General features: G+C 48.7%; 15 protein-coding genes. 10 read left to right on the forward strand and 5 right to left on the reverse strand.

The window, feature by feature from the left end:
- Positions 1-286: 286 nt before the first annotated feature.
- Positions 287-838 (forward strand): hypothetical protein, encoded by a 552-nt coding sequence (locus ACQ76X_RS21145; protein ID WP_438495795.1) that lies wholly within the window; start codon positions 287-289, stop codon positions 836-838.
- Between the two features lie 429 nt (positions 839-1267).
- Here ACQ76X_RS21145 and ACQ76X_RS21150 read toward each other — a convergent pair whose 3' ends face one another.
- Both ACQ76X_RS21150 and ACQ76X_RS21155 read right to left on the reverse strand, forming a co-directional pair.
- The gene (locus tag ACQ76X_RS21150; RefSeq protein WP_438495796.1) at positions 1268-2080 is read right to left on the reverse strand and encodes an ABC transporter permease subunit; all 813 of its coding nucleotides are present in this window, start codon (positions 2078-2080) and stop codon (positions 1268-1270) included.
- On the reverse strand, positions 2077-2964 hold the full coding sequence (locus ACQ76X_RS21155) for an ABC transporter ATP-binding protein (RefSeq protein WP_438495797.1): 888 nt from the start codon (positions 2962-2964) through the stop codon (positions 2077-2079). Before ACQ76X_RS21155 ends, ACQ76X_RS21150 begins: the two co-directional genes overlap by 4 nt.
- Before the next feature lie 162 nt (positions 2965-3126).
- Here ACQ76X_RS21155 and ACQ76X_RS21160 point away from each other — a divergent pair, with 162 nt between their 5' ends.
- Positions 3127-3732: a TetR/AcrR family transcriptional regulator gene (locus tag ACQ76X_RS21160; RefSeq protein ID WP_438495798.1), complete on the forward strand. Its 606-nt coding sequence runs from the start codon at positions 3127-3129 to the stop codon at positions 3730-3732.
- A 74-nt stretch (positions 3733-3806) separates the two neighbouring features.
- Here the strand turns inward: ACQ76X_RS21160 and ACQ76X_RS21165 are convergent, their stop codons facing one another.
- Positions 3807-4262 carry a CBS domain-containing protein gene (locus tag ACQ76X_RS21165; protein ID WP_038588003.1) on the reverse strand — a complete coding sequence of 152 codons (456 nt, stop codon included), beginning with the start codon at positions 4260-4262 and terminating at the stop codon, positions 3807-3809.
- 174 nt (positions 4263-4436) lie between these two features.
- On the opposite strand from ACQ76X_RS21165, the gene ACQ76X_RS21170 reads away from it, so the two are divergent.
- The 5 genes from ACQ76X_RS21170 to tyrS all read left to right on the forward strand — a co-directional run bounded on the left by ACQ76X_RS21170 (position 4437) and on the right by tyrS (position 8333).
- Positions 4437-4868, forward strand: a complete 432-nt coding sequence (locus ACQ76X_RS21170; RefSeq protein ID WP_038588007.1) for a MarR family winged helix-turn-helix transcriptional regulator — start codon at positions 4437-4439, stop codon at positions 4866-4868.
- 36 nt (positions 4869-4904) lie between these two features.
- The gene (locus ACQ76X_RS21175; protein ID WP_438495799.1) at positions 4905-5420 is read left to right on the forward strand and encodes a MarR family winged helix-turn-helix transcriptional regulator; all 516 of its coding nucleotides are present in this window, start codon (positions 4905-4907) and stop codon (positions 5418-5420) included.
- Positions 5421-5632: 212 nt separating this feature from the next.
- Positions 5633-5899, forward strand: coding sequence for an autorepressor SdpR family transcription factor (locus tag ACQ76X_RS21180; protein ID WP_038588013.1), 267 nt, complete (start codon positions 5633-5635; stop codon positions 5897-5899).
- A gap of 2 nt (positions 5900-5901) precedes the next feature.
- Entirely contained in the window at positions 5902-6576 is a 675-nt protein-coding gene (locus ACQ76X_RS21185) for an SdpI family protein (RefSeq protein WP_438495800.1), read from the forward strand.
- A gap of 491 nt (positions 6577-7067) precedes the next feature.
- Positions 7068-8333: a tyrosine--tRNA ligase gene (gene tyrS, locus ACQ76X_RS21190; RefSeq protein WP_076110569.1), complete on the forward strand. Its 1266-nt coding sequence runs from the start codon at positions 7068-7070 to the stop codon at positions 8331-8333.
- 130 nt (positions 8334-8463) lie between these two features.
- Here the strand turns inward: tyrS and ACQ76X_RS21195 are convergent, their stop codons facing one another.
- A complete protein-coding gene (locus ACQ76X_RS21195; RefSeq protein WP_438495801.1) occupies positions 8464-8754 on the reverse strand; it encodes a hypothetical protein in 291 nt (96 codons plus the stop codon).
- Positions 8755-9006: 252 nt separating this feature from the next.
- Here ACQ76X_RS21195 and ACQ76X_RS21200 point away from each other — a divergent pair, with 252 nt between their 5' ends.
- Together ACQ76X_RS21200 and ACQ76X_RS21205 are read left to right on the forward strand one after the other, a co-directional pair.
- Positions 9007-10038 (forward strand): FIST signal transduction protein, encoded by a 1032-nt coding sequence (locus tag ACQ76X_RS21200; protein WP_076113611.1) that lies wholly within the window; start codon positions 9007-9009, stop codon positions 10036-10038.
- A gap of 12 nt (positions 10039-10050) precedes the next feature.
- Positions 10051-11115 carry a methyl-accepting chemotaxis protein gene (locus ACQ76X_RS21205; protein ID WP_438495802.1) on the forward strand — a complete coding sequence of 355 codons (1065 nt, stop codon included), beginning with the start codon at positions 10051-10053 and terminating at the stop codon, positions 11113-11115.
- Between the two features lie 154 nt (positions 11116-11269).
- Here the strand turns inward: ACQ76X_RS21205 and ACQ76X_RS21210 are convergent, their stop codons facing one another.
- Entirely contained in the window at positions 11270-11449 is a 180-nt protein-coding gene (locus ACQ76X_RS21210) for a hypothetical protein (RefSeq protein ID WP_038588023.1), read from the reverse strand.
- Positions 11450-11683: 234 nt separating this feature from the next.
- Between ACQ76X_RS21210 and ACQ76X_RS21215 the strand changes: the two genes are divergently transcribed.
- Positions 11684-12406, forward strand: coding sequence for a GntR family transcriptional regulator (locus ACQ76X_RS21215; RefSeq protein WP_038588026.1), 723 nt, complete (start codon positions 11684-11686; stop codon positions 12404-12406).
- Positions 12407-12463 lie beyond the last annotated feature (57 nt).

Raw genomic sequence — 12463 nt, forward strand, 5'->3', positions numbered from 1 at the left:
TAATTCCCGCTATTGAAATGTTGCTTTACCGCCAGACTTTCGCAGGTGCACCACAGATGATCCTATAACCGCCTATAACAACAGAACAGCCAGCAGCAACGCGTGAAACGCGGTTTCCTGCTGGCTTTTTGTGCGCCTTTCTGCGAGGGGCGGTCAACCTATTGTGGACAGGCGGTAAAGTCACTATTCTAACGGCCGGTCATTGTCGAATTAGGGCCCCGGGTGACATAATCAAAGCATACAGAAACAACTCTGGCAACGAATCTACAGGAAGGCGTGAAGACAATTGGGAGTTTTCCGCAAGCAATCATTCCGCAGTAAGCTCAAAACCGCATTTCTGGCTGTAATCCTGCTGTCGGTGCTGATGACCGGAGGGCTGTCCTACTCCATATCGGCGGCGATTCTGGAGAAAAATGCGCTCATGGCGGGACGGCTGATCGCCAGCCTTCCCGCCGACCTGATCACGCTCTGTGTCGGCGTGAACGTCTACGGCGCCGCCACGCTCAGCCCGCGTGTCTTCGCTCCGGCGCTCATCGGCATGCTGCTGTCGATTCGCGAGCGGCATCCGCTCACTCAGCTGTTCGTGATCTCACCGATTTACGGCTCGGAGCGCGAGACCGAGCCGAACAAGCTGGGCTTCACGCTCCTGATGATGCGTGAAGAAATAGCCCGGACCGTCGAAGTGTTCCGGGCCCGGGGGGACAGCCGTATGCACTACCGCGACGGCCTGTCCTGGTTCGGCGAGTCCGACAGTGTACGCCTGCCGGACGGCCTGCATCCCGACGCCGAGGGCTATGAGCTGCTCGGCGCCCGGTTTGCGGAGCGGATTCTGCGGTAATCCGCATAGCAGCAAAGGGCATCCTTGCCGGCAGGATAATCTGCCGCGGGGATGCCCTTTTTGCCGTCCGTTGCTAAGGACGGCAACTTCTTATTTGTATAGAGCTGATACAATGTGAAAAATTGCAGCGCTCTCGCAAACTTGATGACACGCAGGTGCGTACTCGCACTGAGCGTGTACAAGTGTTAGGAATCCGCACGTAAAAGTACCTTTGAATTCACCACCCATGGTCTATTTGATGGAATGAAGTGTAAAGGTACCTTTGAATTCACCACCCATGGTCTATTTGGTGGGATGAAGTGTAAAAGTACCTTTGAATTCACCACCCACGGTCTATTTGGTGGGATGAAGTGTAAAAGTACCTTTGAATTCACCACCCACGTTCTATTTGGTGGAATGAAGTGTAAAAGTACCTTTGATTCCCCTGGCTTACAACGGCAGGTCGCGCTGCCGGAAAATCTGTATGCCTGCGGCGAAGGCCAGCAGACCGGTCAGCAGCAGCCAGAAGGAAATCCAGGCGATATCCGCCGTGCCTTGCACGATATCGCCGGGGCGGTAGAAGCTGAACAACGTGAAGTAGCGCAGCGCATCCAGCTTATCTGTGATTTTCGCGAGAATATCGATTGTGAAGAAACCGAAGGTGATGCCTCCAGAAATCCCGAGCGCTTTCTTCTCGTCATTGCATACACAGGAGACCAGAAAGACAAGGCCGCCAATGGCAAAAAACAACAGGAACGCAACGGTGTTAAGCTGGGTAAACCGGCCCATGCCGAATTCATATTCCGTACCAAGAAACCAGAGCTTGCCGGCGAATCCGGCCAGTGTGGTTACAGCCATAATAATGAACAGTGAAGTGACCAGTACGAGTGCCTGCGTAAAGGCAACCTTGCGGCGTGTGGTCGGTGTGGCCAGCAGATAGGCCATGGAGCCGCGGTCCACTAACCTTGCTACCAGCTGGGTAGACATCTGTACACAAACGATGGACAGGATCAGCACAAGGATGAGCCCGTAATATTCTCCCGAAATGAAGGCTTCGGCATTGGCGAAGCCGTTGCTCAGTCCAAAGGCGTTGCTGACCCCCTCGGGCATGGCTTTTACAAGATCATCAATGGCTTTCGTATTGTCCGCAAGTCCCGGATACAGCCAGATCATAAACACGATATAGAAGGCGGAACCAAAGGCGTAATTCATAATGCCTTTCAAATTGACCCGCATCATTTCTTTATAGAGTGGAAGATTCATTGGACACCCGCCTCACGATCATAATAATTCATGAAAATATCCTCCAGATTCTGCGTCGATACATCGAGACTTCGAATCCGGAAATTGGCGATCTCCCGGGTGAATTCATTGTAATTGCCCTGTACGGCAATCCGCACCAGGTTTCCTTCACGGGTAAGCACCTGCAGGCCGGAGGGGGCGAAACGCTCCGCTTCTTCGGCCGTTTCAAAAATGATCTCGAACAGCTTGCGCTGCATCGACTGCAGCTCATGAATGTTTTTGACGGCGATGATCTTCCCGTCCTTGATAATTGCTGCCCGGTCGCAGGTGCGTTCGATCTCCTGGAAGCTGTGGGAAGACATCAGGAAGGTGGTTCCCGCTGCTTTTTCCTCCAGCACGAGTTCAATAAATACCTTCTGCATCAGCGGGTCCAGGCCTGAGGTCGGTTCATCGAGAATAATAACGTCGGGGCTGTGCATGAAGGCGGCAACAATTCCAACCTTCTGCTTCATGCCCTTTGACATCTTGCGGATCGGGGTAGCGGCATCAAATTGCAGCCGGTCGATCAGCTGTTCACGTTTGGTAGAGTTTTTCACACCCTGCATCGAAGCCATGAAATCAAGAAAACCTTTGCCGGTCATGCCGTCAATAAAGTTGATCTCTCCCGGCAAATACCCGGTGTGCCTCTGCACTGTTCCCTGTCCCTTCCAGACATCCAGCCCGTTAATTGTGACAGAACCCCGGTCCGGCTTCATGAATCCCATAATATGCCGGATCGTTGTCGATTTCCCTGCTCCGTTAGGCCCCAGGAAACCGAAGACCTCACCTCTCGCTACCGTGAACGATACTTCTTCAATCCCTCTGCCGTTTGAAAACCGTTTGGTTAAGCCCTCTACCTTCAGCATGCTGCACCCCCGCCGTAATAATGAAATATTAGTGGCTGTATATTTCATATGTTATAATAGTCCCGGGAATTACCTAAGTCAATATAATTATGAACTCATATGAATAATATATTTCATTATTTTTCGGACAGTACACTAAATCGTCAAGTTAGGGTGAAGGACATGAACGGCTTCGAGAAGAGAAAGGCAATGATCAAGGGGAATATTATGAAGACAACCATGGTCATGCTGAGGACCTGGGAGCCGAAGCGGCTGCGGATTGCCGATATTGCCAAGGAGGCGGAAGTCTCGCAGGTCACGATTTATAATTATTTTGGCAGCAAGGAAGAGCTGCTTAAGGAGTCTTTCAAGGATTTCATTCAGCGGGCCATCCGTGAATTCGAGGAAGAAATGCTGAAGCAACAGTCGCTGAGGGAACTGATCAGCTACACTATTTTTAAGGAGAAAGAAACGTATTACAACCTGTCCCCGGCGCTGATCAAAGAGGTCATGTTTGATGACCCGGAGATGTATGTGTACATTCAGGAGCAGTATGATACCAACATATTTCCACTGATGGTCAAAATGTATGAGGACGGAAAAGCGAGCGGTGAGATTTCGGATAAGGTCTCTGTAGAGGCATTCCTGATGCTTATTCAAATCTACATGAAGAGTTCCGAGGAAATGCTTGGGGCGATGGAAAAACACGAGGATAAAGCTGCTTTTCTGGATGAGCTGCTGCATCTTTTCTTTTATGGGCTTTGCGGGCAGGAGCTTCCCGAGGTATAACCGGCTGTCCTGTCACCTGTTCGCAACTGGGGAGGACAGCCGGAAGATGTCTATCTTTTCGAAGCGATGTGCGGCTAGAGCAGAGATTTAAAGGAATGGCGGATGACGTCGCCGCGGCTGATAATGCCTACGAGCACACGTCCGCGTTCAACCGGAACCTTTTTGATCTGTTTTTTGCCCAGAATGGCGGCGATCCGTTCGATGTCTTCGTCCCAGGATACCGTGATGACTTTCTTTTTGGCAATTGCCATCACATTTAGATTCAGCAGCTTCCGGGTCCGTTCTTCGTACTCATCCTCATCGCCTTTAATCACATTCAATTGGAAAAAGGAATCAACGATGACATCATCATGTTTGCCGATATAGCGCATAATGTCTCCATCGCTTAAATAAGCGACGATTTCGTTTCTGTCGTTGATGACTGGCATGCCGCTGATCCGGTGCTGAATGCATTTCTCAATAAAGGTCCGTACGGTATCATATTCTTTGACCTTGTAGACCTGCGTGATCATAAATTCATGAGCTTTCATAAAGTTCCCCCAGTAACAATTCACTAGCTTTTATAAAAATAACTTGTATAATGAAACTATATACTTGTATTATACAAGTTGCCATGATGATGTCAATAATCATCCGTGTATTCCTATGAAAATTAATCGTATCACTATAATATGCTTCAGCTGAGAGAGAGGTCACAACCTGCCATGGAGAAACGTCCGATAGAAACCATAGAACTGGAAATGTCAATTCTCAGCCGCCGTTTGACTTCAATGAGCACATATAAAAAACTCGGAATGCTGGACTTCTCCGCGTATCTGCTGCTGCGTCAAATCGCCTCGCACGGCTCGGCCGGTGTTAAGGCGCTGTCTGAGGAATTCCGGCTGGATATCTCTACGATCAGCAGACAGGCGTCAACGCTGGAGCAGAAGGGTTATCTGTTCCGTGAACCGGACCCGCAGGACGGAAGGGCTTATACGCTGCAGATTTCTGAACTTGGACTTAACATGCTGAAACAGAACATGGATATCCGCCAGGATAAGGTCGGCAAAATGCTGGAGGACTGGACCGAAGAAGAACGGGAGAATTTCGGGCAGCTGCTGCAGAAGCTGAACGACGCTATTTTTCGAGAAATGTAAGGTAAGGGTATGACCTACTATAACCGGAGGTGTCTTATGAATCCCCAGGATAGTCAAGAAGAAAAGCTGCTAATGGTATTCGAGAACATCAAACGCTTGACCACCCGCACCAAATGGAATGATTCGATTCCCCACGGGGAATTTCTTATGATGTTCGCCATCAATGTCATGATGAAGAAAGAAAGTAGAGAACCGGAGGCGCCGGAGTGTCCGGGAGTCATGATCTCCAAATTAAGCGAGCTGCTGCAAATCAGCAGACCCACCGCCTCGCAGGTTGTCAGCTCTCTGGAAGAGAAGGGGTACATTGAACGCGCCATGTCTGTAACAGACCGCAGAGTGATCTATATCAGCCTTACGGAACAGGGACAGACAGAATTCAACAAGAAAATGGAGCGCTATTCCTGCGTCATGAACGAGATTATTGAGAAGGTGGGCCGGGAAGAGGTCAACCAGTTGATTGACACTTGTGAACGCCTGCGGAATGTGGTGGATGAGGTGAGAGGGCAGCTGGTGTCCAGTCAGGGCATGGTTGAGGAAACTGCAGTTAACTAGGATTGCTTACAGATGTGCAGCGAACATGCCTTTATAACCCTTGGGTTGTAAAGGTTTTTTGTATTTTATGAGAAAAGGAATCCTACCGGTCATATTAGAAAGAAAGGAGATGAATTGTAAAACCACCTATTGTAATTTTAGTGAAAATGGAATATCCTACATATAGAAATATTTCGAAATGATTTTGATCTAATTGTTAACGGGAGGTGCGCATGGGAATTAAGGATACTTTCAAAGCTCTGTCGGATGAATACCGCAGAGAGATGCTCGAAATGCTGAAGGGCGGAAGGATGACTGCAGGAAGCATCGGCGAACGCTTTGAGATGACGCAGGCGACCGTGTCGCATCATCTGTCCGTACTCCGGGAGGCCGATCTGGTCCGCACCGAGCGGGACGGAAAGTATATTTATTATGAACTGAACACCAGTGTATTTGACGATGTAATGAAGTGGATTCTAGCGTTCAAAGAGGAGGAATGAAGATGCTCAAATTCAAGATGACCAGCATCATTGCCCTGCTTGTTGCCTTAATTCCAATGGGTTTATATCTCTATCTGTACCCGCAAATGCCAGACATGGTGCCGATGCATTTCGACATCAAAGGGAATGCCGACCGCTTTGTGCCCAAATCCAGCTCGGAGGTACCCTTTCTGGCCGCTTTAGGCCTGATGGGGTTCGTATTCAATAAGCTGATATTCTTTTTCATCATTCGAAGCGCCGCACGTAAAGGCGAAGACAACGCAAGATCCATCGCCAAAATATTGGATATTGTCACCCTGTGCTGCGTCGTGCTGTTTGCGGGAATATCGGTTCAGGCATTATTTGTGCAGGCGGGAAGTTTTGATTTTTCGAGAATGGATCTTGTGCGGTTTGCTGCAGGGATGCTCGGACTGATTATGTTGCTAATCGGCAACCGGATGCCCAAGCTGAGACGGAATTCCCTGGCAGGCCTGCGGACCAAAGAGACAATGAGAGATGAACAGGCATGGTTCAGGGCTCAGCGCTTCGCTGGAAAATGGTATGTCGCTGGGGGTGCGGCAATGGTATTGGGATGCTTGCTGCCGGGCTGGTGGGCGCTATATGCAGCAATTGCGATTTTCGCAGTGGTGAATATAGTGCCAATCGTTTATGTGAAAACAAAGCTGAAACCAGAGTAGGGGTAACTGTGATGAATGGTAGAATATTGGGCATAGCCTGCAACGTGTCTTATAAATGAAACAAAAGTGAGACACAGATTAGGTTTACGCCCAGCCGCCGCATTGACAACAAATTTGGAATTGGCTATACTTTCTGTAATCTAATAGTTGGTATACGTTGAACGAGACAGTAGCAGCCTTTGTCCCTGTCACAGAAAGCCGGGGGGTGATGGAACCCGGCACACACATGGACTGCGAATTACACTCCGGAGTATCTTGGGTAACTCCAAGCGGAAGGAAGCGAACGATAACTCGCTGAAAGTGGTACGGACACAACTGTTAAGTGTTCGTGCAATTTGGGTGGTAACACGGTTAATTATAGTCGTCCCTGTGTCTTCATAGACAAGGGGGCGATTTTTTTGTTGGCCAAATCCTCCGAAACCCAGCCGCTGTGCTTGCTTCAACGTAAATCTAAAGAACACGAATAATCACACAAAAGGGGCTGTATCATGTTGAACATTATTGATGAACTGGAATGGCGCGATGCCATTAATCAGCAGACGGATGCGGAAGGACTGCGGGAACTAACGAATACGAAGGCGATTTCGCTCTATTGCGGCGTGGACCCTACAGGCGACAGTATGCATATCGGCCATTTGATTCCCTTTATGATGCTGAAGCGTTTCCAGCTCGCCGGACACCGGCCGGTAATTCTGATCGGCGGGGCAACCGGCACGATCGGCGATCCAAGCGGCCGCCAGAGCGAGCGTTCCCTGCAGACAATGGAGCAGGTGCAGGAGAATGTTGATGCGCTGACCGCTCAAATGAAGAGATTGTTTGTTACCGACGGTGATAACCAGGTGCGCATGGTCAACAACTATGACTGGACGAAGAACATTAATGTGATCGAATTCCTGCGGGACTACGGCAAAAACTTCAGCATCAACACGATGCTGGCCAAAGATGTCGTTTCCAGCCGGCTCGACAGCGGGATTTCGTTCACCGAATTTTCCTACCAGATTCTGCAGTCGATCGATTACCTGCATCTGTACCAGCATGAGGATGTTCAGCTGCAGATCGGCGGCTCTGACCAATGGGGCAATATCACGAGCGGACTGGATCTTATCCGTAAAAAAGAAGGCAGCGAAGCCAAGGTGTTCGGCCTTACCATCCCGCTGATGCTCAAATCGGATGGCACCAAATTCGGTAAAACCGCCGGGGGCGCCGTGTGGCTTGATCCTAAGAAAACGACGCCGTATGAGTTCTACCAGTTCTGGGCCAACACCGATGACCGTGATGTGGTGAAATACCTCAAATACTTCACGTTCCTGAGTAAGACGGAAATTGAGGCACTTGCCGAAAAAGTACAAACCGAACCGCATAAACGGGAAGCTCAGAAAGCACTGGCCGAAGAGATGACCCGGTTTGTTCATGGTGAAGAGCTGCTGGAGCAGGCAAAACGTATCACCGCTGCCCTGTTCAGCGGGGATATCCGCTCTCTGACCGCAGACGAAATCGAGGAAGGCTTCAAGGAAATGCCGACCTATACCGCAGCCGCTGAATCGAAAAATATCGTGGAATGGCTGGTGGACTTAGGGGTTGAGCCGTCCAAACGCCAGGCGCGTGAGGATATCACCAAAGGAGCAATCTCCATTAACGGTGAGCGTGTGAGTGAGCTTGAAGTGGAGATTACAGCTGATCATGCTATCGGTGGACGATTCATCATCATCCGCAAGGGCAAGAAAAATTACAGTCTGGTGAAACTGACCCAAAACTGACCTAATATCGCACTACGAGATGCTCAACACAAAGCCGCTGAACCCTGAGAGGTTCGGCGGCTTTTTGTAAATATAAATATTTATATGCTTCACGCTATAAAATATCCGTTTCCGCTTGGTTGATCAGATATTATTCATCCTCAAGCTTTGCAAGCTCATCCACAAGTCCGGCGAGACTTGTGCGGATAGCTTCGGCTAAGGCATGTTGTCTGGCTGCCTGCTCCAGCAGTTTCTCCTCCTCGGAGGCATCAGCCACCGGGTCATACGCCGGAGAGGTTCTTAACCGGTTCAAATCTGCCTCACAAGCTTTTCCGGCATGTTCAGCTTGCTTCAATTCTTCCCCGGCGATGCCAATCTGGTACTCCAGATACGTGAAGTCAGATGAGGCTGCGCTGTGGGTTGAACGCTGTGAATAAGTCATGATGCACCTTCTTTCCTGTCCTTTCGGGTAACTGTATGTTCATCATACAAGCTTTCGGGCATGACCTCAACTGACCTATAAGCGTATGCTTTTTCAGCCATGGAATTGCGGTCTCTGCAAGCTGCCTGCGACATTGCTCACAGACAACAATCCCCATTCTTGTTTTACCATTAGAGAATTGAAAATAAAAGCTAAATTTTTCAATAACAGTTTACAAGGGAAGCTTCCCGCGAAAGAAGGTTGTTATACATAATGAAAGCTTTATCTTTTGACACATTGGACGAAGTCAAACGTTACCTGGGGGAAAAGCCAAGCAGCCGTGGTCTCGTGCTGTTCGCCTCCGCTGGTGCAGTCAGGGAATTGTCCCCGCACGCGCCTGCAAATGCCGTGTTATGTTCGACCAAAGGTGAATATACCCCGAAGGGTTACCGGAACGGCGTGGTTTCGGGGTTTGAATACGATGCGGATATCGCCGATATTGTGGAGATTCTGCACCCACCCGTGCTCAGCGGCGATAACCTCAAGGCCTCGTACCATAAAGTAAAAGACAACGTGAATGCGTTTCTGCTGCTGCTGTGTGACGGAAGGGCTGCAATGGAGGAGACGATTCTCTCCTCGCTTTATTTCATCGATCAAGAGTTCAAGGTGCTTGGCGGAAGCGCAGCGGATGATGAGAGCGGAGAGACCTATCTTTATATCGGAAGCCGCCGGGTGCGCAACCTGGGAATCTTTTTCAACTTGACCGCCCGTACCGCATTGATCAAAGAGAACATATACGTTCCGACCGGAACGAAACTGCTGGTAACAGAAGCGGATGTGTTTGGACGAACGGTATATTCGTTTAACGGCCGCCCGGCGGCGGAGGAATACGCGCGTGTGCTGGATGTGAAGGAAGACCTGTTAGCCGGGCATTTCCTGAGCAACCCGCTGGGCAAAAGATACGAAGACGATCTGATTATCGCATCTCCGATGGTCATCAATCCGGATAAGTCTATTACCTTCTACAGCCAATTGATGCCGAGCACTTATCTGGAGGTGCTTAGCGCGGCTGACCCGCTTGTGGTGCTGGAGCAGACACTGCGTGAGATTCCGTTTAAGCCTGCTTTTGTACTGAACATCAATTGTACGCTGCGCGACCGGCTGTTCCTCCGGGATGGCTTGTGGGCAGGATTTGACGACAAGATGATCGGGTTCTGCGGGAACACCGCCGGCTTCATCAGCTACGGGGAGCAATATTACAAAAAGCATGCCAACCAGACAATGGTATTACTGCTGGTCGGATAAGGGGGACTCATTATGCAATGGATCAACAAGCTGCGCGCTTCATGGGGGAAAAGCAGCCGTGACGCGGATATAGTAACTCATGGCAGCGTCATCCAGACAGAAAAGGACAGTATGCCCGGCCAATCAAGCACCTGGAATGATTCGAATCCCGTCTCCAAGCCATTATCCTATGGCATTCATGCCTATTCCTTGGCGGAGCAGATCAGCCGCGAAACCGGGTTCATCCTCCAGGAAGAGGGACGGATGGTAGAGGATTTCGCAGCTCTGCGCGCAGGAAGCGGAGAGATGATCAGCCAGATCGGCGGAACGCAGCGGCTGCTGGAGCATTTGAAGGCCAACAGCGAGCAAACAGAAAGGCTTATCAATGAAATGTATGGCAGTCTCGCGTTTTCCTCAAACAAAATTGAATATGCGAAGGAAGCCAACGTACAGATATCTGCTGAAATGCAAAAAGCCTCGGCGATATTCACCCAGTTTGTGTCTTTAAATCAAGAGCTAAGCCAGCATTTTCAGAGTATTGGGCAGCTGGCGGGCATTATTACGGAAATCGCCGAGCAGACCAATCTGCTGTCCCTGAACGCAGCCATCGAGGCGGCAAGGGCTGGTGAGCATGGGCGGGGGTTCGCGGTCGTTTCTTCAGAAATCCGCAATCTTGCCGACCGGACCCGCAGCCACGTGGAAGAAATTATGGGTTCGCTGTCGGGGATGACAGGCGTGATAGAACAGCTACACGACAAGTCCAGTGATGGAACACGGGCCATGGCAGAGACGAACGAGCGGATCGGCCAATCGACCGTTTATATGAACGAGATCGTCGAAGCGGAGGAAGAAGTATTCCAGCATCTGGAGAAAATACAGGTTTCCCAGGACAGCAGCCTTGAAGATGTGGAACGCATCAATGCCGATCTGCTGCATGTCATAGAGAAATCAGGGCAGGATTCCGAACAGTTTGAGATGCTTGTCCTTACGATTCAGAAAAAAGCCGATCATTTTCAGCAGATGCTGAATCACTTGCATCAGATAGCGGAGCTAAGGCAGCTTGATAAAGAGGGAGATACAGCCGCTCGGCGTGAATAAGGCCGGTTTGTAAAGAGCGGTTTTAATGGTAAGTAAAAAGGTCTGCCGCTTAAAAGAGAGCAATAAAAAACCCGCAGTAAGGATTATTCCCTTGCTGCGGGTTGCTTGCGTTCTTGTCTATGTCAGTGTGTATGTAATATAGATAGACAGACGTTTAGTTTTTATCGATGAGTTCAAGTTTTTCAAGGATCTTTATTGTTGTTAAGGCGGATAACTGAACGGCTAATTCAACGCTTTCTTTCTGAATTCCGTCCTTCTCAATAGCATCCTTGTTCTCTGAGAAGACTTCTTCAGTTACTTGGCTGATCAGACTTTTGACGATTTCAATATGCATAATAAACTCCCCCTCTCCGGAAAAATAGCCACATTCTTTTATTTCGGCAGATCATCAGGTTTTTCTTTGAAATAAACCTTCCTCAATTAGCAGAAATCGGGTGGAGAAAAGTATAAACCATGACGTTATTATGATATAGTTAATATTGATTTTTAATCCATACCTTTCGTTAGTACAGAAGAGGTTGTTTGAATACATAACAATTGTTACAGAAGACCTGAGAGGGAGTACTCCATGACACAATTTGTCTACAAGCAAATAATTGATGACCTTAAAATGAAAATCTTTGCTGGACAGTTTGCGGATATGCGATTACCCGATGAACGCAGTCTTAGCGAAACGTATCAGGTTAGCCGCAGCTCCATCAAGCGCGCATTAACCAAAATGGAAAGTGTCGGAATCATTTTCAAAAAACGAGGTTCAGGCACGTTTATTAACCCCTTATACATAAAAAACGAATCCATCTTCAATTACGAAGGTTCCAATCTGGGTGTCACCGACAATTTCCAGATGCATGGCAAGAAACCTAAAGTCAAAGTGTTGAATTTTGAGGTTATTCCGCCAACAAAAGAATTGCAGCGGGATTTGTTCCTGGGGCCCCATGATTTTGTATACAAAATCGTCCGCTTGCGCCTGTTCGATGATGATCCCTTTATGATAGAGACGGGTTATATCCCGATAAAAATCGTCCAGGATTTAAACCAGACGATTATCGAGGGCTCCATTTTTAATTATTTGGAAGACTCGCGCAACCTGGCCGTAACCAAATCATTTTTATCTATTTTTGCCGAGCCGTCCTTGTCCACGGATCAGGAGCTGCTGCACTTGAAAGAAAATGAACCCGTTGGCATTATGGAGGGGATTTTCTTCTTGGACAATGGTACTCCCTTTGAATTTTCCCATATGCGGTTTCATTATCAATATTTGAAATTTAATACGTTTGTATCTGTTCATTAAGGAGCAGAATAAGACCGGGAATTTTCCCGGTCTATTTTTTTGTATACTTTACTTTTT

The sequence above is a fragment of the Paenibacillus sp. IHBB 3054 genome (assembly GCF_051594305.1).
Lineage (GTDB): Bacteria > Bacillota > Bacilli > Paenibacillales > Paenibacillaceae > Paenibacillus_AQ.